Origin of the sequence: Chitinophaga niastensis (assembly GCF_003014755.1) — a bacterium.
Taxonomy (GTDB): Bacteria; Bacteroidota; Bacteroidia; order Chitinophagales; family Chitinophagaceae; genus Chitinophaga; species Chitinophaga niastensis.
The window spans coordinates 593,579-615,175 of sequence record NZ_PYAW01000001.1 but is presented as its reverse complement, the minus strand read 5'-3'; the positions used below and the strand labels follow the sequence as shown (position 1 = coordinate 615,175).

The 21,597-nt window shown below is 42.4% G+C and carries 22 protein-coding genes; 10 read left to right on the top strand and 12 right to left on the bottom strand.

What is annotated here, in order from left to right; genetic code table 11:
- The 4 genes from CLV51_RS02620 (at position 1) to CLV51_RS02605 (ending at position 2,742) form a co-directional block, all read left to right on the top strand.
- Positions 1–747, top strand: coding sequence for a succinate dehydrogenase/fumarate reductase iron-sulfur subunit (locus tag CLV51_RS02620; RefSeq protein WP_106526450.1), 747 nt, complete (start codon positions 1–3; stop codon positions 745–747).
- Between the two features lie 213 nt (positions 748–960).
- Entirely contained in the window at positions 961–1,335 is a 375-nt protein-coding gene (locus CLV51_RS02615; protein WP_106526449.1) for an IPT/TIG domain-containing protein, read from the top strand.
- Between the two features lie 132 nt (positions 1,336–1,467).
- Positions 1,468–2,235, top strand: coding sequence for an AraC family transcriptional regulator (locus CLV51_RS02610; protein ID WP_106526448.1), 768 nt, complete (start codon positions 1,468–1,470; stop codon positions 2,233–2,235).
- Between the two features lie 78 nt (positions 2,236–2,313).
- Positions 2,314–2,742, top strand: a complete 429-nt coding sequence (locus CLV51_RS02605; protein ID WP_106526447.1) for a VOC family protein — start codon at positions 2,314–2,316, stop codon at positions 2,740–2,742.
- 81 nt (positions 2,743–2,823) lie between these two features.
- Here CLV51_RS02605 and CLV51_RS02600 read toward each other — a convergent pair whose 3' ends face one another.
- The 11 genes from CLV51_RS02600 to rlmD form a co-directional block, all read right to left on the bottom strand.
- Entirely contained in the window at positions 2,824–3,906 is a 1,083-nt protein-coding gene (locus CLV51_RS02600; protein ID WP_106526446.1) for an META domain-containing protein, read from the bottom strand.
- Between the two features lie 142 nt (positions 3,907–4,048).
- A complete protein-coding gene (locus CLV51_RS02595) occupies positions 4,049–4,924 on the bottom strand; it encodes a hypothetical protein (protein WP_106526445.1) in 876 nt (291 codons plus the stop codon).
- Between the two features lie 15 nt (positions 4,925–4,939).
- On the bottom strand, positions 4,940–5,560 hold the full coding sequence (locus tag CLV51_RS02590) for an alpha-ketoglutarate-dependent dioxygenase AlkB family protein (protein WP_106526444.1): 621 nt from the start codon (positions 5,558–5,560) through the stop codon (positions 4,940–4,942).
- A 41-nt stretch (positions 5,561–5,601) separates the two neighbouring features.
- Entirely contained in the window at positions 5,602–6,243 is a 642-nt protein-coding gene (locus CLV51_RS02585) for a DNA-3-methyladenine glycosylase family protein (RefSeq protein WP_106526443.1), read from the bottom strand.
- A 58-nt stretch (positions 6,244–6,301) separates the two neighbouring features.
- Complete coding sequence (locus CLV51_RS02580) at positions 6,302–7,294, bottom strand: M28 family peptidase (protein ID WP_106526442.1); 993 nt, start codon at positions 7,292–7,294, stop codon at positions 6,302–6,304.
- Between the two features lie 20 nt (positions 7,295–7,314).
- Positions 7,315–8,811 carry a cysteine--tRNA ligase gene (cysS, locus tag CLV51_RS02575; RefSeq protein ID WP_106526441.1) on the bottom strand — a complete coding sequence of 499 codons (1,497 nt, stop codon included), beginning with the start codon at positions 8,809–8,811 and terminating at the stop codon, positions 7,315–7,317.
- Between the two features lie 159 nt (positions 8,812–8,970).
- Positions 8,971–10,077, bottom strand: a complete 1,107-nt coding sequence (locus tag CLV51_RS02570; protein ID WP_106526440.1) for an endonuclease/exonuclease/phosphatase family protein — start codon at positions 10,075–10,077, stop codon at positions 8,971–8,973.
- Positions 10,078–10,141: 64 nt separating this feature from the next.
- The gene (locus CLV51_RS02565) at positions 10,142–11,236 is read right to left on the bottom strand and encodes an endonuclease/exonuclease/phosphatase family protein (protein ID WP_106526439.1); all 1,095 of its coding nucleotides are present in this window, start codon (positions 11,234–11,236) and stop codon (positions 10,142–10,144) included.
- A 140-nt stretch (positions 11,237–11,376) separates the two neighbouring features.
- The gene (locus CLV51_RS02560) at positions 11,377–12,309 is read right to left on the bottom strand and encodes a rhomboid family intramembrane serine protease (RefSeq protein ID WP_106526438.1); all 933 of its coding nucleotides are present in this window, start codon (positions 12,307–12,309) and stop codon (positions 11,377–11,379) included.
- A gap of 45 nt (positions 12,310–12,354) precedes the next feature.
- Positions 12,355–13,182 carry a rhomboid family intramembrane serine protease gene (locus CLV51_RS02555; RefSeq protein WP_106526437.1) on the bottom strand — a complete coding sequence of 276 codons (828 nt, stop codon included), beginning with the start codon at positions 13,180–13,182 and terminating at the stop codon, positions 12,355–12,357.
- A gap of 6 nt (positions 13,183–13,188) precedes the next feature.
- Positions 13,189–14,604, bottom strand: coding sequence for a 23S rRNA (uracil(1939)-C(5))-methyltransferase RlmD (rlmD, locus tag CLV51_RS02550; RefSeq protein ID WP_106526436.1), 1,416 nt, complete (start codon positions 14,602–14,604; stop codon positions 13,189–13,191).
- A gap of 121 nt (positions 14,605–14,725) precedes the next feature.
- Between rlmD and CLV51_RS02545 the strand changes: the two genes are divergently transcribed.
- The 5 genes from CLV51_RS02545 to CLV51_RS02525 all read left to right on the top strand — a co-directional run bounded on the left by CLV51_RS02545 (position 14,726) and on the right by CLV51_RS02525 (position 19,417).
- Positions 14,726–16,135, top strand: coding sequence for a TlpA family protein disulfide reductase (locus CLV51_RS02545; RefSeq protein WP_158266918.1), 1,410 nt, complete (start codon positions 14,726–14,728; stop codon positions 16,133–16,135).
- A 111-nt stretch (positions 16,136–16,246) separates the two neighbouring features.
- Complete coding sequence (locus CLV51_RS02540; protein ID WP_106526434.1) at positions 16,247–16,957, top strand: porin family protein; 711 nt, start codon at positions 16,247–16,249, stop codon at positions 16,955–16,957.
- A 144-nt stretch (positions 16,958–17,101) separates the two neighbouring features.
- Positions 17,102–17,725: a porin family protein gene (locus tag CLV51_RS02535; protein ID WP_106526433.1), complete on the top strand. Its 624-nt coding sequence runs from the start codon at positions 17,102–17,104 to the stop codon at positions 17,723–17,725.
- 177 nt (positions 17,726–17,902) lie between these two features.
- Positions 17,903–18,589 carry an outer membrane beta-barrel protein gene (locus tag CLV51_RS02530; protein WP_106526432.1) on the top strand — a complete coding sequence of 229 codons (687 nt, stop codon included), beginning with the start codon at positions 17,903–17,905 and terminating at the stop codon, positions 18,587–18,589.
- Positions 18,590–18,733: 144 nt separating this feature from the next.
- Positions 18,734–19,417: a porin family protein gene (locus tag CLV51_RS02525; RefSeq protein WP_106526431.1), complete on the top strand. Its 684-nt coding sequence runs from the start codon at positions 18,734–18,736 to the stop codon at positions 19,415–19,417.
- 280 nt (positions 19,418–19,697) lie between these two features.
- Here CLV51_RS02525 and metF read toward each other — a convergent pair whose 3' ends face one another.
- On the bottom strand, positions 19,698–20,651 hold the full coding sequence (gene metF, locus CLV51_RS02520; protein WP_106527561.1) for a methylenetetrahydrofolate reductase [NAD(P)H]: 954 nt from the start codon (positions 20,649–20,651) through the stop codon (positions 19,698–19,700).
- Between the two features lie 171 nt (positions 20,652–20,822).
- On the opposite strand from metF, the gene lptB reads away from it, so the two are divergent.
- A complete protein-coding gene (gene lptB / locus CLV51_RS02515; RefSeq protein ID WP_106527560.1) occupies positions 20,823–21,584 on the top strand; it encodes an LPS export ABC transporter ATP-binding protein in 762 nt (253 codons plus the stop codon).
- The last annotated feature ends 13 nt before the right edge of the window (positions 21,585–21,597 follow it).

The following is a 21,597-nucleotide window of genomic DNA, read 5'->3' as shown; positions in this document are numbered from 1 at the left end:
ATGCGTATACGATTAAAAGTATGGCGGCAGGAGAGCGGGGATGACGCCGGTAAAATGGTAAGTTATCTCCTCGAAAATGTTAATCCGGATATGTCTTTTCTGGAGATGTTAGACACGCTGAACGAGCAGCTGTTACAGGAAGGATCGCGTCCGGTGGAGTTTGATCACGATTGCCGGGAAGGTATTTGCGGACAGTGCGGTGTAATGATTAATGGCCGGGCACATGGCCCTCTTCTGCACACTACTACTTGTCAGTTGCATATGCGTGTTTTTAAGGATAATGAAGAGATTTTTATAGAACCATTCAGGGCTATTGCTTTTCCGGTAAAGTGCGACCTGAAAATAGACCGCACTGCCTTTGACCGCGTGATACAATCAGGTGGTTTTATTGCTGTAAATACGGGTCAGGCGCCGGAAGCAAATTCCATCCCTATCGGATCGCCTGAAATAGAAGCAGCGTTTGATGCTGCCGCTTGTATTGGCTGCGGGGCTTGTGTAGCCGTATGTAAAAATTCCAGCGCGGCATTATTTACCAGTGCTAAAATATCGCACCTGGCATTGTTGCCGCAGGGTGCAATAGAAGCGCAGGACAGGGTAATACGTATGGTAGATCAGATGGATAAAGAAGGCTTTGGTCATTGCAGTAATACGGAGGCTTGTGAGGCGGAGTGTCCGCAGGAAATATCTGTACTGCATATAGCCCGCATGAACTGGGAGTATAACAAAGCACAGGTGTTGAAAAAATAAAATAATCATCTTCATATAACCATATACGTAATACTACTTAATTTTAAATTTTGTTGTATTTACTTATGTTTTTTACGTAGATAAGATGTAAATTTGCATCCGTTTGTATACCGACATATACTGTTGCTGATAATAGTTGCAATCTCGATAGTGTTAACCCCGGTGAATTATTTGTAACAGGGTTTGTGACCCTTCCCAAAAAGAATAAATAAGATGACACATTGTAAAATGTTTGTGGTAGCCCTTGTGCTGATGATAACAGCCATGACGGCTTGTGCGCCCAACCCTAAAGAAAGCACAGCAGCTGCGGTAACCGTGAGTGGACATGCAGGTAATTTTTTGATGATCAAAGGCCATGGTTTTAGTGAAGATAAAGACCAGAACAAAGTGATCTTTGGAGATGTTACCGCGCAGGTATTGCGTGCGGGCCCTGATTATTTGCTGGTACAGATACCGTTGCAAAAGGCAGGTGTTGTACCGGTGGTTGTAGCAGTAGGAAAGAATACTTCTAATGCTATGTTTTTTGCTTATAGCACTAAGCGTAAACTGGTGGCGGCTGCAGAAAATACCGCCAGCGAGGCTTATTAATAACAGCGTGTTTAATAGTTTTTTATTACCATAGCTTTATTTTCCGTCTGTTAAGAGCTGTGCCGGTTTTCCGGTGCAGCTCTTTTTGTTATCAGGAGATTAAATTTGTGATTTATTGCTTACACTTGCTGTATGTTTCAGACTATTCAGCCACATCCGTTATTAGCTGCTTATGTAGATGCCTATTGGGTGTCTGCACCGGAACATTTTGCACAGTATCGGATTTTGCCCGATACCTGTGCTGATATTATTTTTAATATAGGTGAAGATATCGTGCATGCCGGCGACGGAGCCATTATCATAGCACCGCATACTGCATTTGTGGTAGGCACTATGACTACCTTCCGCGATGCTTCCTTAACGGCAAATACCCGTATGTTAGGTATCCGCTTTCAGCCCGGAGGCTTGAAAGCCTTTATGGGTCATCCTTTGCATCTATTTACGGATCAGCATTTATTATTGGCAGAGGTGTCTGCTACCTGGCATACAACACTGCAAAATTTACTGGCAAAGGCAAAAACGTTAGCAGGGAAAATAAAGTGTCTCGAGATTTTTTTATTGCAGCAGTTGCCTTCCGGCAATGTTACCGGTAAACAGATACAACATACCATTTCTCTCATTAAACAATCAAAAGGAAATATAGCGGTTGCAACACTTGCAGCGCAGGTGTTTATGAGTAACCGTAATTATGAAAGATGTTTTTTGCAACAGGTAGGCGTATCTCCTAAAACGTTTGCCCGTATCGTTCGTTTTATAGCTATCAAACAACAGCTGAAAGCAGGATCAAATGGTCTTTTATTATCGCTGGCGCTGGATAATGGCTTCTATGATCATGCTCATTTTACCCGCGAATTCAGCGCTTTTTCCGGTTATAGTCCTACTGCTTATTTACAGCAATGATTGTCGTTTTTATACAAACAGTACAACCTGATTTCTATCTACTTTTACCATTGTATCAAACAGCTTTAAACCGTTTTTATGCGTCAGAAATTAACATTGATTACGCTGGGTGTGCGTGATTTTCAAAGAGCCTTACAGTTTTACGAGCAAGGATTAGGATGGAAGAAATCTACTGCGAGCCAGGATAATGTGGCATTTTTTCAGCTGGGCGGAATAGTATTATCAATTTATCCTTGGGATTTACTGGCGGAAGATGCACAGGTGCCTGCAGCAGGGAGTGGATTTAGAGGTATTACATTAGCTTATAACACAAAAGACAGAGCTGAAGCGGATGCTGTATTGAAAAAGGCGGAGGCAGCGGGCGCAGTAATTATAAAACCGGCAGTAGAAGTTTTCTGGGGGGGCTACAGTGGCTACTTTCGTGATCCGGATGGTCATTTATTTGAGGTAGCACACAATCCTTTCTGGGAGATGAATGAGCGGGACGAGCTGGTGTTGCCACAATAAAAAAACGGGATTAAACAGATTAAATTCTCCTGATGAGTGTTTTGTTATCAGGGGAATTTAATCTGCTTAATCCTGATAATATTATTTATCCTGCATACCAAACATCACCACAATTTTACCATTTTGGTAAAGGTTTAATGTTTGATCTGCTACATCGTATCTGTAAGTATGACCACCAATTAATTTCAAAAATTCTGATTCCCGGCGCATTATGTTAACATCCATACATGCCATACGGGTACTGATAGCCTGTGTAAAGGTGATCTGGTCTTTTGTTGCATTGTAGCCACCGGAAATACTGTTACATCCACCTTTGCCATGGAAACGTTTTTTATCAGTATCAAACTCCAGCCAAATGCCGGACTGTGTTAAGGTAGAATCTCCCAGTTTGATAACATTCCATTTTTTACTGGCAATAAAAGCCCACTGGCTGGCATCGGGAGCAACGGCGTTTTCTTTTTTATCTTCCTTATCCTGTAAACTAAATGTCAGTACAACTTTGCCGTTTTCGGACAGGTTTAAAGTTTGGCCAGTTACTTCATAGTTGAAAGTGTGATCACCGATTTGTTGCAGAAATGCTGATTCACGTTGCATTACTTTTTCGTCTGAGCAGGCCATCATGGTGCTGGCAGCCTTTGAAAATGTGATTTTGTCCGACGCTGCTTTATAGCTTCCCATTACATTATTGCATCCGCCTTTACCGTGGAAACGTTTGGTAGCATTATCAAACTCCAGCCAGATATTGGATTCCGTTAATTCTGTGTCGCCCATTTTAATAAGGCTCCATTTTTTACCGGCTACAGAAGCCCATTGGGTCGCATTGCCGGACACTCTGGCGGTTTGTACTTTCTTTTTCTCCAACACTTTGGTGAGGGTATATTTTACAGAAGAGCCATCTGCCGGAGGGTTCTTCACTTGTGTAATTTTTACTTTCAATTTATATCGGTAACCTGGTATGTACTTGAATCCAACAATATTGGTGTAAAGACTACCCCAGGTGGAGTCATTAACTCCTTTAATCTGTAAACACTCCATGGGAGCAACTCCTGTACAGGGTTCCCTGGATTCTTTTACATAGATAACCTGCGTTTTTGGGGATGGCTGCTGGTTTTGTACCGGCGCCAGGAATGTGGTGACGAGAGAGATTGCTAATTCAAATAACATAAAATATAGATTTTAATAATTAACAACAAAAGGAGCCTGGAGGTTTTGCCTTTTGTTAGAACAATGGGCTGGTTTGCAAAAAGGCTGCCAGTATTGTTTTAGCGGGTTAGTATACTTGGTATAGTGGCTATGATGGCGGTTTTTAGTTTGCTTTGGCTATTCGGGTAATAATTGATTGGTAGTAGGCTGCTTTATCTTTTCCCGGCAAGCTTACAATCGTTACATCATTGGCTGTGAGCAGATCCAGCTTGAATTTAGATGCGGCCACATATTCTTCCGGGATGTAATAATAAATTTCATTTGGGACCGGAATATTTTTATGATGAAATTTCTGTCGTGCACGATAAGTCAGCAACCACCAGAGGTCTGTTTCTACAAAGTCCAGCGACAGGCCAAAGATGTGGATATCGTTGGTAAAAAAGAGATCTATCCAGGAATGAAAATATACCTGTTTGGCGTGTATGCGTCGCAGTAAGGACGCTTTGGGGACTTCCTTGCTGGTATAAACAGTACCGCTGACTACGTAATTGCGCATCATCTGTAACTGGCCGCCATAGTGTTCAAACCCCAGGTTAATACTCATAGGGTTGAGGCAGTCGCCATGAATATGCCAGTAATTGATGTCATTCATTTTATACCGCCTGAAAATGCTATAGAACTTTTCATTGATGAGACTTGTGTTTTCAAACGGTGTGCTTCCTTCCAGCGTAAATTCGTAATTGGTAGTGAGTATATGTGTTGGTTTCAGCGCCCGTATGGCGCTGTGGATACCGTTTCCTTTTATTTCTGCTGCTTTGATGGCAATAAATGATTTGAGATCTTTCTCACGTATCTTTTGTTTTTTGCTGGCAGTTAAAAAAATTTCTTCATATAGCAACGGAAAGGGTTTTTTATCATCCAGTTCTATGCAGTCGCCAACATGGCAGAAGGTGACAATATCCTGCAGCAGGTCTTTCCAGCTTTGTCCGTGGGAAATGTTATTGATATCATTTCCAATTAATAAAATAAGGTTTTTCATAGCAGGTGTAATGGTTTAAGGGGTGATAAATCGGAAGGTGAGGTTAATTCTTCCTGTAATTTCTTTTGTGGTTTTGGGTACCTGGTGTTCCCAATACTGTTGCAACGAGCCTTTCATAATAAGTAGAGAGCCATGTTGCAGTGCCAGTTCATGTTTCAGGTGATGATCATTTTTATAACGTAATATAAACCGGCGGGTAGCGCCAAAGTTAACAGAAGCAATCACCGGGTGGAGGCCCAGTTCCGGCTCATCATCCGCATGCCATCCCATAGAGTCGTTACCGTTACGGTAAAGGTTTAACAGCACACTATTGAAAGGCTTACCACTTACAGGGGTAATACGGTTGCAGATGTTTAATAATTCCGGTGTCCACGGTTGTGGTGAAAAAGTGTTGCCGGAAAAGCCGTAGGAAGTGGCAGCATCGCCATACCAGGCCATAAGACGGGGAAATAATACTTGTTTGCCGTACATATTCATGGATTCCTGTTTCCAGGCAATGGTATCCATTAGTATTCGCATGAAATCGTCGCTTTCCGCTTTGTTAAAAAACTGCGGATAATAAGCCAGTTCTCCATTCAACAATGAAATATCACCAGCTGCATGCTGATCATCAAAAAAGCTTCCCTGCACACTCATAACACAAATTTATAAAAGCACTACGCAATGTATATGTCGTGCTACCTGTTCGGTTCATTATCTTTCCATGACCAAAGATAGCGGCAGGCATGTGTGCGGTAGGGCGACCATTTGTCAGATATTTTCCGGAGCTTGTCCCTGAATGCTTTTTTATCTTCCGGATTTAGCTTGTAAAGCTTTATCATGGCTTGTTGCAGACCCCAGTCGTCCATAGCAAACACATCTTCCCGGCAGAGGTAAAACATAAGTAACATTTCTACGGTCCATCGTCCTACTCCCTTGATTTGTGTGAGATAGGTAATTACTTCATCGTTGCCCATTTTTTTGAGCTTGCTGTCTGTTAGCTTCTCTGCAATCACAAAAGCAGCTACATTATGTACATAAGTTACCTTGGCGTTGGATAAACCGATGCCCCGCAGGGTAGTAGTGGGCGTATCAAGAATTTGCTGAGCAGTAGGCTCCTTGCGGTCGTAGAGATCCAGAAAGCGGGAATAAATTACATCTGCCACTTTTGTAGATAGCTGCTGGCTCATGATAGAACCAATCAGTTTAAGGCAAATGTTTTTTCGTATAGTCAGTTCCGTTAGTGGCTCCTGAATAATCTTTTGCAGTTTTTTATCTCTGCAAAGATGTGTTTGATAATCTACTCCGATAGCTTCCGGAGTGCTTACAGACCTGGGCATAAACTGTTTTTTAAGTTAATACATCACATCATCCTGCAATCCGGAACCCTCGTTATCATCAGTAATTAAAAGGCTGTGTATATACTACCTGCAGAATGGTTTGTCCTACAGCTTTCAACGTCTTCTTATCAATTACATCCATGTTATCATTCTGTGTATGCCAGTGTGGTGCAAAGTTCCCATTGGCTTGCCAGGCAATGATATCAAATGTTGGAATGTTGGCCATCGTGTTTACGTAAATATGATCATCTGTAATAGTAGAACCATAATTTTCGTAACGGAAATAATCAGAGAATCCCTGCTTATTGGCTACATCCCAGAACATTTTCATAGGACCAGCAGCATATTGCTGCGAAGCACCTTCCATATAAAACTGAGAGCCACGTGCACCTACCATATCCAGCAGGATACCATAGTTCGCTTTATAGCCCTTTACATGCGGATTTTTTGCCCAGTATTGCGTACCTAAACAAAAAGAATTTTCATTGTTTTTAGCACCATAATCTTCTACATCTACCAGCAAAATATCAACACCTGCTTCCGGTTTCTGTGCATGGAACTGACGTGCAACTTCCATCAGCACAGCCACACCGCTGGCACCATCATCAGCACCATCCAGTTTTTTTGTTTTATCAAATGCATCTTCATCAGCCCATGGACGCGTATCCCAATGTGCAAGCAATAATACACGCTGTTTGGCAGCAGGATTAAAACTGGCGATGATATTGATGCAAGGCAGCTTCTCTTTTTTAGGACCAATAACGGTAGTACGTTGTACATACAGCGTATCTGCCCATGGACGAAAATTGTTGATCAGCCAGTCGGCACATTTTTCCTGTGCAGGCGTATTCGGTATCCTTGGTCCAAAGCTTACCTGCTTAGCGGTATATGCAAAAGCGGAATCGGCCTGGAACACCGGCACTGGTACATCCAGTTTGGCTACTTTGCTTTCACCAGTGCTATCGCTGGTGTTATCTGATGATTTTGAATTTTGCTGACATGCGCCGGCCAGTAAGGCCAGCGCTGTCAAAGCAATAAGAGCTTTACGCATTATCTTCCTGAATATTTAATTTATTGTAGGCTATAAGATATAGTACCATCTTTTTCGTCTTTGAGTTGAATGCCTATAGACAATAACTCATTACGAATTTTGTCGGAAGTTGCATAGTCCTTGCGGCTTTTAGCTTCCTTGCGCATCTCTATCAGCATCTGTAAAACACCATCCAGTTTGTTTTCTTCACCTACTAATGTTTCCTGCTGCACACCGAGGATATCCACCAGGTATGTTTTCCAGGTTTGCTGTAAAAGAAGGAAAGTATCCTCACTGAGCTCGTGCATTTTTATCTGCCCGCCTTTAAGCGAATTAATCACAGGTGTGAGCTCAAACAGGTTAGCCATTACCTTGGCGGTATTGAAATCATCATTCAGGAATTCAGGGCATTCCAGGCACCATTGACGCACCTGTTTATCCAGTTCTTCATTGATGGTTTGTCCGTTGGCAGCGTAAGTGAGCTTCTGTAATGTTTCATAAGCGGCCCATAAGCGCTGCAATCCTTTCTCTGCGGCCTGCAAGGCTTCATTGGAGAAGTCCAGCGTACCACGGTAATGCGTTTGCAATACAAAGAAGCGGATGGTCATCGGGCTGTAAGGCTTATCCAGTTGCGGATTTTCGCCGGTAAACATTTCAGTAAGCTTAATGGTATTGTTATAAGACTTACCCATTTTACGCCCGTTGATGGTGATCATGTTATTATGCATCCAGTAACGGGCCATCATGTCGCCATGCGCTATTTCACTTTGTGCTATTTCACATTCATGATGGGGAAACTGAAGGTCCATACCACCACCGTGGATATCGAATTGCGTACCCAGGTATTTGGCGCTCATGGCAGAGCACTCAATATGCCATCCAGGGAAACCCTCACCCCATGGACTTGGCCAGCGCATGATATGTTCAGGCGGTGCTTTTTTCCAGAGGGCAAAATCAGCTTTGTTATGTTTATCATCCTGTCCTTCCAGCTCACGCGTGGTTTCCAGCATGTCTTCCAGTATACGACCGCTTAAAATGCCATAGTCGTAGTTAGCGGCATATTTTTTTACATCAAAATATACACTGCCATCTACTTCATAGGCATATCCTTTGTCAATGATCGTTTTGATCATTTCTATCTGTTCAATAATATGACCGGTAGCAGTGGGTTCTATACTTGGTTCCAGGCACCCGAATTGTGCCATGGCCCAATGATACAGGTTGGTGTATTTCTGTACCAGTTCCATGGGCTCCAGCTTTTCGAGCACAGCAAATTTTGATATTTTATCTTCTGCGGCGCGGCCTTCTTCCTCAAAGTGACCAGCATCGGTGATGTTACGCACGTAACGTACCTTATAGCCCAGGTGCTTTAAATAGCGGAATACCACATCAAACGTGATATAGGGGCGGGCGTGGCCCAGGTGAGACTCGCCGGATACGGTAGGTCCGCACACGTACATGCCTACGTGGCCGGGGTGCAGTGGTGTAAATACTTCTTTCTGACGGTGTAATGAATTGTATATTTTAAGTTCTGACATATGCTATAAATGACAGATGTCATCCGGTTGTGCCGTTGCTGACATCTTATTTTTTGTTGGTGGATGGCAAAGATAAAAATTGTTTTCCTGGTAAGATAAATCTCCCGTAACAACATCGGTCAGACATTAAAATATTAAATCTTTTCATAATGATTACAGTTATTTGTTTACTTCTACTTCCGCGCGTCCACTGCCGATCAGGCTTAAATTAGCAATTACAGGGTAATGATCAGACAGATCCGAATTTATTTTCCGGAAGCTATTTACTTTGAAATCAGCGCTTACAAAAACATAGTCGATGCGCAGGGTGGGTGCCAGCCCGGTAAAAGTACGGCCTATGCCCAGGCCCTTTTGCAGAAATGCATCCTGTAAGTCGCCCTTAATGGTAAAGTAGGTATAGGATGCAGGCGTATCGTTAAAATCGCCGCAAACTATCACCGGGTAAGGACTTTGACGGATGAAATTCCCCACAATATCGGCCTGTTGACTGCGACGTATATACGCTTCCCGCATTTTTTGCACGATACTTTTAGTCGCAATCAGCCCGGTATCTTCCTGATTCTTTATTTTTTTAATGGCAGAATAATCTTTTTCGTTGAAGCGATAAGATTCCAGGTGCATATTTACAATGCGAACGGTATCAGCATCTCTAACAATATCTGCATAGATCAGGCTTTCACTCCGGGGGCCTATGCTCATTTTCACTTTATCAGATGCAATAATAGGAAAACGGGAATAAATAATAGAACCCCAGTGCTGCATTCCGTTGCGGTTAAAGTCGCTGGAAAAGTAGCGGAAAGGCAATGCCATCTCCCTGGAAATATCTTCCCGGTTATTAAAATCATTTTTCTTTTCAGAGGTATAAAAATCCTGGAAGCAGGCGATATCCAGCTGCTGTTTTTTTATCATGGCAAACATGGCCTGCCGGTTGTATTTACTGTCTTTTTCACGATAAAGCCCAAACTGGCTTACATTATAGCTCATTACCGTAAAACTGGTGCTGGTTGTTGCCGCCTTATTGCCGGATGGCATATTAAACGCTACAAAAGCGATGATAGACTTCCAGCCCAGTAAAATGGCGATCAGCGATAGCAAGGCATAGCGATAATTAAAAAACAACCACCCAAACAGAAACACTACGAGGAGTCCGAGCAGGAACGGGAATGCCAGCGTTATAAAACTGATTGGCCAAAACCACGCCGGCGAAATATAAGGTGCCAGGCAGGCTGCCAGGAAAAGTAATACCACGGCGAAGTTGATGATCAAAAAAAATCCTTTCGTAAATAGTCTTAAAAATCGCACCGTGTCGCACTTTGTTGAATTAATAAAGTTAATCTTTTTTCAACGACAGGCAGGCTATAACCGGGAAATGCTCTGAAGGAGAAACGGAGAGCACCTTACTGGTATGTATCCTGAACTTGTGTTGTGGCAGCAAATAATCTATACGCAGGGTGGGCGATAGGTAGGAGAGTGTACGTCCAAAGCCGGTACCGGTTTGCAAAAAAGCATCCTGCAGATCCCGGCTGATGGTCCTATATGTAAAGGAAACGGGGGTATCATTGAAATCGCCGCAAACAATTACCGGATAAGGACTTTGAGCCACCAGTCCTGCCAGCTGGAGCGCCTGTAGCGATCTGCGGGAAAAGGTTTGTTTCATTTTATTAATTAATCTTGTTCCTTTAGCAGTGTGTATATCGCTATAATCCTTACCGTTAAACATATACGAAGTTAGCTGTACGGAGAAAATCCGTATGGTATCTTTCTGCATCATAATATCAGCCTGAAGAAAGCTACTGCCGCTGCCCATAGCGCTTTTGCCGCAGGGAATAGAGATAGCGTTTATTATGGGAAATCTTGAAAATAAAACAATCCCGTAGTGCCAGGTATCCCAATGCGTTTTATCGCAGGTAAAATAGTGATAGGGGTAGCTTCCAACTAACCGGATACTGTCTATATTATTTGTGTACTCCTGTTTATCATTGGTATAAAATTCCTGCAAACAAAGGATATCAGGGCTTGCCGCTTTTATTACATCATAAATGGCCGTCAGTTTAGTGGTGTCATTTCTGTAATAAGCGAGTCCCATGCTGCTGGTATTATAGGTCATCAGCGTGAACTCTCCACTACCATGCTGTTTAGGGATATTATTATTTTGGAAGAAGTGAATGCCCCACGTATGCTTAGCAGCACCGAGGCATAAACATGCCACTGTCAGGGAAATAAAAGCGTATTTTTTTTGGTACCACAGCCAGACGGGAATGAACAATAAACAAACAGGAAATAAAAGAGGGAATAAAAGCCCCGCAAAGCCAGCCATCCAGTATTTACCCGGATTGAGATAAGGAAGATAAGTACTGAGGAGGAGTATTAATGCCAATATTATATTGCTCCAGAGTAATAGCCTGCGGATGATGACTTTAAACATAGGGGTAACGTTAGTATAACAAATTATGAATTACAAATTGCGAATTACGAATTACGCATTTGTGAGAAGATCTTTGCGAAAACCTTCGCGATTTATCTTCTCACAAATGCGTAATTCGCAATTTGTAATTTGTAATTCTTTTATTCTGGTTTGCTCGCGCGCAGCAGTGTTTCTCTTTCGTCCGGTGAGAGGGAAGAAAGTCCGTTTTCGTTTATCTTATCAAGAATTTCGTTCAATCGTTGTTCAGGTACTTTACCGATACGTTTGAATGGCTGTAGTTCAGGATTGGGGGGAAAGTTCTTTTTTTTTAAATCCTCCGGATTGATTTGCTGGGAGGCAGGATGAAATACATGTGTAAGCTTAAACGTCAGTTTGTTGAAACCTGCACCTAAATCGTTGCCTTTTTTCCACTGATACATATAGAGCCAGCCGGCAATTGCGCCACCTGCCAATTCAGGAATGTAAGTAACACCATAGCGGGAAGAAGCCAGGAGGGAACCTACTGAAAGCGCCACAAACAGCAGCGTGATGATCCAAAGGGAAATACCACCCGACAGTAATGGAAAGATGCGATAACGTGGAGCAATAGCAGTAACGCCAACGGCTATTGCCATTACGCTACCAGCAGCCCCCAGTGAATATTCACCACCTGCCAATGCATGAAAAGAGGGGATGAACTGCATACCTGCTACATAAAAAAGATTGCCACAGATACCACCGAAAAGATATAAAGGCAAAATCCGCTGATGACCTGCCAGGTGTTGCATGAATGTGCCGAAGCACCACAGCCATACCATGTTACTGAATACCTGCCAAACAGCAATATGTGTAAACAGGGAGGTGATAAGTGTCCACGGACGCATAAGTAACTTGGAGGAATCCGCAGGAAGTCTGAGCCAGGTCATAATATCCTGGTGAAACCGCACTTCTCCCACGTCTTCCATCTTGTAAATAACAAGTGTAAAAAACAGGAAAACAAAAATTGTAAGATTAACTACCAATAATTGTGTTACCATATTTCTTCCTTCTCCCAAAGAGAGGCGGGGTAATTTCTCTTTTTCCAGCAAATGCATGGTACAAATATTTTCAATACAAATTTACGGCTAAATACAGTCGCGTTAATAAAAATCTGAACGGTTTTTTGTCCACCCTCTTAATAATAGATAAGCAAATAACGCACCACCTAAATGGGCAAAATGTGCCACATTATCGCCGGCAGAATTTTGTATACCGGACCACAATTCCGCGACAATCATAAAACCAACAATATATTTTGCTTTTACGGGGAACATGAAGTAGATGTACATATACGTATTCGGGAACAGAAATCCGAAAGCGAACAGGATGCCGTATACAGCTCCGGAAGCACCTAATGTAGCCACGCTGCGGTAATAATTTACATATTCCGTTACATACAGTTTGGCCATATCTATGGTTCCCGGATCAGGGTTGTCGCCCAACGCATTTTTTAACCCCTCTAAACTAACGGTACCGTTGCCGAGATCGTATTTGCTATCCAGCAAAGCAAAATTGCTGTAGGTGGGATCTGTTAAAAAATTATGTGCATACCTGGTGAGGTTTACGTTTTCATATGTGAGCACACCCATATGGCACAGCGCTGCACCTATACCACATACCAGGTAAAATATGAGGAAACGTTTGGGACCCCATAAGTTTTCCAGTGTGGCGCCAAACATCCACAGGGTAAACATATTAAAAAGCAGATGAGTAAAGTGCTTCGGATCATGCATAAATAAATGCGTGATAAACTGATGAGGTCTGAAAAGATCCGAGCCCCAGTAATGGAGGGCAAATAAACGGCTCAAATCATAATCATATTTACCTAGCAGTGTTACCTGCACTAACCAAACCAATGCATTAATGATCATCAGGTTTTTGATCACCAGTGGCAGATACTGAAATTTTCCGGGCCTGTACTCGTTCATTGCTTCTTAGTTATTAGCTCTTTTTTTCAACAACACCACATTTTCGATGTGATGTGTATGGGGGAACATATCTACGGGTTGTACCTTTTCCACAGTATACAGTGCATCCAGCAAAGCCAGGTCTCTGGCCTGTGTAGCCGGATTACAGCTAACGTATACAATCTTAGGTGCTGCAATTTCCAACAGTTTGTTTACCAGTTTCTCGTGCATGCCTGCCCGTGGGGGATCGGTGATGATCACATCCGGTTGCCCATGATGTGCAAAAAATTCGTCATCACAAATATCCACTACATCGCCTGCAAAAAACTCGGCATTATTAACATTGTTGCGGGCGGCATTTTCCTTTGCATCATCAATGGCTTCTTTGATCAGCTCTATCCCCACTACCTTGCGGGCGTTGCGCGATACAAAAATACCGATGCTGCCGGTACCACAATATAAGTCGTATACAATTTCCGATCCTGTTAACCCGGCAAAGTCTCTTGTAACTTTATACAACACTTCGCCCTGGTATGTGTTTGTCTGGAAAAAGGATTTCGGGCCTATTTTAAAAACAAAGTCTTCCAACTTCTCTTCTGCATAGCCTTTACCGAAATATACCTTAGGCTCCAGGTCAAAAATAGTATCGTTGCCTTTAGGATTGATGGTGTACACCACGGTAGTGATAGCTGGTACTGTTTTCAGCAAATGATCCAGCAGTGCTATCCGGTTTGCTTTGTCCTCATGATGGATCACCAGGTTTACCATAATCTCGCCGGTGGTGCAAAGTCGTACAACCAGGTTACGTAGCCAGCCCTGCTGTGCACGGATGTCGTAAAATGGCAGCTCATGTGATACTGCATATTCACGGATGGTATTGCGGATCAGGTTTACCGGTTCCTGCATGAGGAAGCAGGTGTCAATATTAAGTACTTTATCAAACAGCTTTGGTACATGAAAGCCCAGTGCGGGTCTTACAGGTATTTCGCCATCATTATCCCTTATTTCTTCAGTAGTAAGATAAGCTTTGTTACTGAAGGTAAATTCCAGTTTGTTACGGTAGTGTTCTGTATGCGCAGAACCCAGGATAGGGTCCATAGGCGGCAGTTCCAGTTTGCCAATACGTTGCAGGTGGTCTGCTACCTGTTGTTGTTTATATTCCAGTTGCAGGCTATAGGGCATCATTTGCCACTTACATCCGCCACAGGTGCCGAAATGACTACAAAAAGGAGTGACTCTTTTGTCAGAATAAGAATGAAAGTGAATCACTTTCCCTTCTGCCCAGTCTTTTTTATTTTTACTGAGACGAACATCCACCACATCGCCAGGCACCACGCCGCCTTCAATAAATATAACTTTCCCGTCTTGTCGGGCCAGGGCTTTACCCTCTGCCGCGTAGGCAGTTACAGGTACATTTTCTAAAACAACATTTTTTTTCCTCACGGCTGCAAAGGTAATTGGAAATGCTGAATCCGAAATGCGAATTCATGTATTTACCATTCAGCACTCCACTTTCCTTTTTTTCCTTTTTTCCACTTATTTTTACATATTGTTTTCATATCCTATGCGTAAATTATTTGTATTACTGATAGCCATCTTTCTTGTGCATTTGCAGCTCCAGGCGCAAGGGTACCAGATCTCCATAAAGTTGAAGAACTTTACCGGTGGAAAATTATTCCTGGCCAATTATATGGGCAGAACTACTTATCTGGCCGATTCTGCAGATGTTTCTGCTACAGGTGAAGTAGTGCTGAAAGGGAAAGAACGGCTACTGCCGGGGATCTACCTGGTGGTATTACCAGGGAAACAGCAATATATTGAAGCACTGATAGATAAACAGCAGGTATTCAGTGTTAGTATTGATACCAGCGATCTTATTAATAAGACAGTTTATAAGAATTCACCGGATAACGAGCTATTCCTCTCCTATAACCAGTTCCTTTTTCAGCAGGAAACGTTGAGCCGTAATATTCAACAGCAGCTGAAAGCAGCGCATACAGCGGCTGATTCCGCCAAAGCGCTGCCTTTGCAGCAGGAGCTTGGAAAAAAAATCCAGGACTTCCGCAACGGCTTTATCGCAAAACATCCGGCTACCATATTGGCTGCTATTTTTAGGGCCATGAAGGAACCGGAAATCCCCAAACAGCCTGTGGGAGAGGACTCTTCCTTTGCTTACCGTTATTTTAAAGCACATTATTGGGATGAGGTAGACCTGGAAAGTGATCGCCTGGTAAGAACTCCCATCCTGGAAGGCAAGCTGAAAAAATATTTTGAACAGCTGGTACCCAATCATCCGGATTCTATTATTGTGGATTGTGATGCTATGATTGCCCGCACACGCAAGAGTAAGGAAGTCTTCAAATTTGTACTGTGGTGGCTTACTTATAATTACGAGAGCTCTCCTTATATGGGTATGGATGCTGTATTTGTGCACCTGGTGGAGAAATATTATGTAGCGGGAGAGGCCTTCTGGTTAAGCGATGAGCAGTTGAATAAGATTGTAGACAGGGCATACACCATGGCTCCGAACCTGATAGGAAAGCAGGCCGCCCCACTGGAATTTAAGGATACTGCCTCCAGGCCCTTATCGTTGTATAAAACCCAGGCAAAATATACGGTATTGGTGTTCTGGGATCCTACCTGCGGACATTGCAAGACAGAAATTCCGCGCCTCGATTCTGCCTATAAAGCAAGCTGGAAAAGCAAAGGGGTGGCTATGATCGGTGTAAAAACGGAAGGAACGCAACAGGAGTGGCTGGCATTTATAAATGAGCATCATCTTTCCGGATGGGTACATGGATCTGATCCACAGTCAGCTGGCAACAATTACCGCCGCCTATACGATGTATACAGTACTCCCATGATTTATCTACTGGATGAAAAAAAGAAAATTGTGGCAAAACGTCTGGGAGTAGACCAGTTACAGGAATTTCTGGAACGGCTAACCACCAAAAATACAGCAGCCAGGCTGTAGTGAGCAGCAAATAGCTCCTGTTTTATACTGGTAATCAATTTATTATATAATTTTAACATTGCTTTGGCATAGTCTTTGGCTGGTGGGTAACGGACCACAAAACTAAAGGGTATGACAAAAAAGACGATTTTATTCACATTCGCAGCTTTGAGTATTTCATTTGCCGCTATGTCACAGGCTCGTGTTGGCATAAAAGGAGGCTGGAATCTTTCAAATATTACTATTGATAATGCAGGAAATACTAAAGATAGTCGTTCGCTATCCGGATTTAATGTAGGTGCCATCGTGGATGTGCCATTGGTCCCAAAGCTCCTGTCCTTTCAACCCGGCGTATTTTATACTACCAAAGGGAGCAAAATTGAAGCAGGGAATAAAAGTAGTTCTATAACAAATCCTTACACAAAGTATACTGTAAACCCATCTTACATTGAGGTTCCATTAAACTTTATAGCTAAGCTGCCAATAGGAAATAACGCCAGCCTGTTTGCGGGTATAGGACCCTACTTTGCATTTGGAGTAGCAGGTCAACAAAAATATGATGCTATAATAGGAGGTATTTCTGCCAGTAGCGCTACAGACATTAAATGGGATAATGACACCCCTTTAAATGGTGGAGATCCTAATACAGCCTATGATAAATTCAAACGTTTTGACTGGGGTGGTAATGTGCAGATAGGTGCTGAATTAAGCAACTTCCTGGTTGCTGTGCAGTATGGAATTGGGTTTGCCAAAATTCGCTCCGGACAGGATAATAGTGCTGATGAAAAAAATAAGAACCGTGTGTTCAGTGTTTCTATAGGTTATCTGTTTGGTGGAAGATAATTGCGCGCAAACAATTAGTTGATTCGATTTGTAGTATGTGCTAAGCAAGCAAAAACAGGCGCATTTTAGCAATCCAAATAACAATGAAAGTGGTGTCAGTGCCTGTTGACAACACTTTAAACAATCATTCAAATTACATCTAATATGAAAAAGTTATTATTATCAGCAGCGGCTTTACTGATAGCCAGCATTTCTTTTGGTCAGGTCAAATGGGGAATTGTTGCAGGGCCTCAATTTTCCAGCATTACATCTAAGAATTCTATTCCAAACGGTGGAAAGGTAACCAGTAAAATTCTTACCAGTGTAAGAGCCGGTGTTACCGCGGATATTCCATTGGCTGATGAATTTTTCATTGGTACCGGATTATTGTATTCCGGTAAAGGTGGTAAGGACAAGAATTCAGATATGAAAACGACATTATCATATCTGGAAGTGCCGGTTAATTTTATGTATAAACCTGAAGTCGGTAATGGTAAGCTGGTATTAGCAGCGGGACCTTATCTGGCTTATGGTATAAGCGGAAAGTATAAAAACATTCCTCTTCTTGGTGATAGGAATGCTTTCGCTGATGAATCCGGAACCGGTAAACTGAAACGCTTTGACGCAGGAGCTGATATCAATATTGGCTATGAAATGCCAATGGGGATTTATTTCGGACTCAATGCGGATCTGGGTCTTGTTAATACTGCTGACAATACTAGTAATAGCCGCAGTTTCAAAAACACCTCCTTCGGCGTGTCTGTTGGTTATAAATTCGGAGGCCATTAACTGAATTATTATCTCAGGTAAAATTTCTAAAAAAAGGCTGCCGGTATTTTTCGGCAGCCTTTTTTTATTATCTTCAAACCTTTTCGTTGTTTCTAACGTTAGTACCCAATGAGAGTTGAATAGTCCCAATTGACATAGGTAACAGTGAATTGTCTAATATTTATTATTAACGAGCGAATGAAGTTCATTACAATTGTTTTTGCAATGACCTTTTTTGTCGTTGCTACAACCTCCGCTCAGGTGAGCCTGGGCATTCGTGGTGGTTATGTTAACTCTGGATTAGCATCCTCTGCTAACATCTCCCGTTCGGGAACTGCTAACCTTAACAACTGGCAGGTGGGTATATACGCTGATATACCTTTGTTTAAAGGAGGATATCTGCAGCCGGGGCTCAGCTACGTTGTTAAAGGTGCTAGGCTGGAGTCTACCATACAGCACCCTTCCTATACATTTTCTTCCGGCACTACTAATATCCGCCTGAAATACCTGGAATTTCCCGTAAATATGGTGTATAAAGTGCCTGTAGGTTTCGGCCAAATTGTGCTTGGAGCTGGTCCTTATGCGGCTTACTGTGTTCGTGGACATTATGATATGGCTATTTATAACGAAGGCCAACAGGTGCAGTCCATTTCGCAAAGGGTAAATTTTAAGCAATCTCCCAATGTTTTTTCTACAGGCATGGATTTGCAGCGCTGGGATGCCGGCTTGAATTTTACTGCCGGAATACAGCTTAATTGTTTTATCACTTTAGGAGTGAATTATAGTCTTGGATTAATGGACATTGACAGATCGCCGGGTACTAACCTGAAAAACAAATATTTTGGTGTAAGCATTGGTATGTTACTTGACCGGGAAGACTGGTAAATAAAATATTTTTATTACAACTTTTGAAGCGCTTTCCTGCAAGGGAAGCGCTTTTTTTATTTCAAGATAAGTTATGGACATCTTTAGTATTATGCATTATATATATTATATATTTTAGAAATAACCTATAAAATTTTTCTACAAATGAAAAAGAATGTTCTGTTAATCGCTGTAGCACTTTTGGGAACCTTATCTACCTATGCACAGGTTAAATTGGGCGTAAAAGCCGGTTTTAGCGCCGCTTCGATAAACGCAACGGCCGACGGCAAATCTGATAACGAAGGCAGAAAAATCTTACCTGCTTTTCATGCAGGTCTTATTGCTGACTTTACGCTGGCAGAAAATTTTTCCCTGCAGCCTGGTTTATTTTACAGTGCCAAAGGAGTAAAAGCCAGCTCGGAAGCCAGTGCGGGCGGAGTATCTGCAAAAGAAACCATGACAGTGAAATTAAATTACCTGGAAATCCCGGTTAACTTCCTCTACAAGCATGAAATGGGTGGAGGTAAATTATTTGCTGGTTTTGGTCCTTATATCGCCTTCGGTATCGGTGGTAAAGTAAAGAGCACATACGAAGTAAATGGCCAAAAACAATCAAATGAAACAAAGGTTAAGTTTGACGGTAAAAAGGATGCAAATGACGGGAACGTACATATGAAAACCCTGGATGCCGGTGCTAACTTCACTGTTGGCTATGAGCTGAAAGGTGGTTTCCTCGTAGGCGTTAATTACAGCCTGGGATTGACTAATTGCACAGTAGCAGAGAATTCTACTTCTAAAAACAGGTATTTCGGTATTTCCGTAGGCTACCTGCTGGGCAAGAAAAAATAATTTTCAGATCATCTAATAAAAAGGACTGCCCTAAAGGCGGTCCTTTTTATTTTTTAAAGAGACGTAGGGGTACGTGTTAGGTGCTGCGTCTTAATACCGAAAGTAACCACCTGGAAAGGTGGTATCGATCATTGGACAGTTAAAATTAAAAAGTGTGACAGTTATAGGGATATGCCACTACGTATCTACGTGATGGCATTTTTTATATATGAAAGAAAGCAAAAAAGGGAAAGACTTTTGTCCTTCCCTTTATATTTACACATAAAATAATAATTTGTTATTACATAATAGCTTCTACTGCCTGGCGAACAACTTTAGGTTTACCCAGCGTGTAATAGTGTAGTACCGGTACACCAAATGCTTTCAGCTCTTTAGACTGTGCAATCAGCCACTCAGTGCCAACCAGTTCCACATCCTTATCTGTTTTGCATTTCACGATTTCAGAAGATAAATCTGATGGGATGTCTACATGAAAGATGCGAGGCAGTATGGTCATTTGTTTCTTGGAGGTCAGTGGTTTTAATCCTGGAATAATAGGAACAGTAATACCCATTTCCCGGCATTTATTCACAAAATCGAAGAATTTCTGGTTATCGAAAAACATCTGTGTTACAATGTAATCAGCTCCATTTTCCACCTTGCGTTTCAGGTGGCTGATGTCTGTTTGCATGTTAGGCGCTTCAAAATGTTTTTCCGGGTAGCCGGCAACACCAATACAGAAGCTGGTTTTCACCCCACTCTGCAGATCGTCTTCCAGGTAAACCCCGTTATTCATATGTACTACCTGGTCCAGCAATTCTATAGCATAGCTGTGTCCGTGTGGATCAGGTTCAAAGAAAGTTTCATTTTTGGGCGCATCTCCCCGTAAAACAAGTACATTGTCAATACCGAGGAAGTTGAGATCTATCAAGGCATTTTCTGTTTCCTCCCTGCTAAAGCCGCCGCAAATCAGGTGGGGAACAGCATCTATATTATAATGGTTCATGATAGCTGCGCAAATACCTACTGTGCCGGGGCGTTTGCGGATCTCTACCTTTTCAAAGGCGCCATCGGCCTTCTTTTTGAACATATGCTCGCTACGATGGTAGGTAACATTGATAAAGGAAGGCTTGAACTCCATTAAGGGGTCCAGATGATCATATATTGATTCGATGCTCTTTCCTTTAAGCGGAGGAAGGATTTCAAATGAAATCAGGGTATCCTTTGCCCGGGCGATATGTTCAGTTACTTTCATAAAGTTATAAGCTTTGTGGAAGGGGGCTGGTTGGTGAAGCCCTTTATTCCCGCTAAAATTACGCGGGCAAAAATAAGACATCCGCTAATTATTATCAGATCATTTTTAATCTTAGGATAACTATAACTAGGCTAAGTGAATGAATTGTTTAATTTTGCTAAGTTTGATCATATGGCATTAAGAATACATACAGACCAGCTGGTAAAGCGTTACGGCAACAGAACGGTGGTAAACCATGTATCTGTTGAAGTGTCCCAGGGCGAGATAGTAGGGCTGCTGGGCCCTAATGGTGCAGGCAAAACCACCTCTTTTTACATGGTGGTAGGGCTGGTTAAGCCAGACGAAGGGAATGTGTACCTGGGTGAAGTTAATATTACCAAATTGCCCATGTACAAGCGGGCACAGATGGGTATTGGCTATCTTCCGCAGGAGGCTTCTGTATTCCGGAAGCTGAGCGTAGAGGATAATATTTCCGCTGTACTGGAAATGACTAAGCTCAAAAAGGCAGCACAAAAGGAGAAACTGGAAATGCTGCTATCAGAATTCCGGTTGGAACACGTACGTAAAAGTCCGGGTGACGTATTGAGTGGTGGTGAACGCCGTCGTACTGAAATAGCCCGTGCACTGGCCGTAGATCCCAAGTTCATCTTGCTGGATGAGCCTTTTGCGGGTATTGACCCAATTGCCGTAGAAGATATCCAGGCTATTGTAGCTAAGCTGAAATACAAAAATATAGGTATCCTTATAACAGACCATAACGTACAAGAAACGCTCTCCATTACTGACCGGGCTTATTTATTGTTTGAAGGCAAAATCCTCAAATCCGGATCGGCAGAAGAACTGGCAGAGGACGAACAGGTAAGAAAAGTGTATCTTGGCCAGAATTTTATTTTGCGCCGGAAAGATTACCTGGACGAAGCAGCTAAACAATAAAAATAATTCTACA

What these genes read in the sequence shown, in the direction of transcription:
- cysS (WP_106526441.1), bottom strand. Translation starts at nt 8,811, where the DNA reads ATGTCAGAACTTAAAATATACAATTCATTACACCGTCAGAAAGAAGTA.
- CLV51_RS02585 (WP_106526443.1), bottom strand. Translation starts at nt 6,243, where the DNA reads ATGCCCAGGTCTGTAAGCACTCCGGAAGCTATCGGAGTAGATTATCAA.
- CLV51_RS02605 (WP_106526447.1), top strand. Translation starts at nt 2,314, where the DNA reads ATGCGTCAGAAATTAACATTGATTACGCTGGGTGTGCGTGATTTTCAA.
- CLV51_RS02525 (WP_106526431.1), top strand. Translation starts at nt 18,734, where the DNA reads ATGAAAAAGAATGTTCTGTTAATCGCTGTAGCACTTTTGGGAACCTTA.
- CLV51_RS02590 (WP_106526444.1), bottom strand. Translation starts at nt 5,560, where the DNA reads ATGAGTGTGCAGGGAAGCTTTTTTGATGATCAGCATGCAGCTGGTGAT.
- metF (WP_106527561.1), bottom strand. Translation starts at nt 20,651, where the DNA reads ATGAAAGTAACTGAACATATCGCCCGGGCAAAGGATACCCTGATTTCA.
- CLV51_RS02565 (WP_106526439.1), bottom strand. Translation starts at nt 11,236, where the DNA reads ATGTTTAAAGTCATCATCCGCAGGCTATTACTCTGGAGCAATATAATA.
- CLV51_RS02560 (WP_106526438.1), bottom strand. Translation starts at nt 12,309, where the DNA reads ATGCATTTGCTGGAAAAAGAGAAATTACCCCGCCTCTCTTTGGGAGAA.
- CLV51_RS02615 (WP_106526449.1), top strand. Translation starts at nt 961, where the DNA reads ATGACACATTGTAAAATGTTTGTGGTAGCCCTTGTGCTGATGATAACA.
- CLV51_RS02600 (WP_106526446.1), bottom strand. Translation starts at nt 3,906, where the DNA reads ATGTTATTTGAATTAGCAATCTCTCTCGTCACCACATTCCTGGCGCCG.
- lptB (WP_106527560.1), top strand. Translation starts at nt 20,823, where the DNA reads ATGGCATTAAGAATACATACAGACCAGCTGGTAAAGCGTTACGGCAAC.
- CLV51_RS02620 (WP_106526450.1), top strand. Translation starts at nt 1, where the DNA reads ATGCGTATACGATTAAAAGTATGGCGGCAGGAGAGCGGGGATGACGCC.
- CLV51_RS02530 (WP_106526432.1), top strand. Translation starts at nt 17,903, where the DNA reads ATGAAGTTCATTACAATTGTTTTTGCAATGACCTTTTTTGTCGTTGCT.
- CLV51_RS02540 (WP_106526434.1), top strand. Translation starts at nt 16,247, where the DNA reads ATGACAAAAAAGACGATTTTATTCACATTCGCAGCTTTGAGTATTTCA.
- CLV51_RS02580 (WP_106526442.1), bottom strand. Translation starts at nt 7,294, where the DNA reads ATGCGTAAAGCTCTTATTGCTTTGACAGCGCTGGCCTTACTGGCCGGC.
- CLV51_RS02535 (WP_106526433.1), top strand. Translation starts at nt 17,102, where the DNA reads ATGAAAAAGTTATTATTATCAGCAGCGGCTTTACTGATAGCCAGCATT.
- CLV51_RS02610 (WP_106526448.1), top strand. Translation starts at nt 1,468, where the DNA reads ATGTTTCAGACTATTCAGCCACATCCGTTATTAGCTGCTTATGTAGAT.
- CLV51_RS02555 (WP_106526437.1), bottom strand. Translation starts at nt 13,182, where the DNA reads ATGAACGAGTACAGGCCCGGAAAATTTCAGTATCTGCCACTGGTGATC.
- CLV51_RS02595 (WP_106526445.1), bottom strand. Translation starts at nt 4,924, where the DNA reads ATGAAAAACCTTATTTTATTAATTGGAAATGATATCAATAACATTTCC.
- CLV51_RS02545 (WP_158266918.1), top strand. Translation starts at nt 14,726, where the DNA reads ATGCGTAAATTATTTGTATTACTGATAGCCATCTTTCTTGTGCATTTG.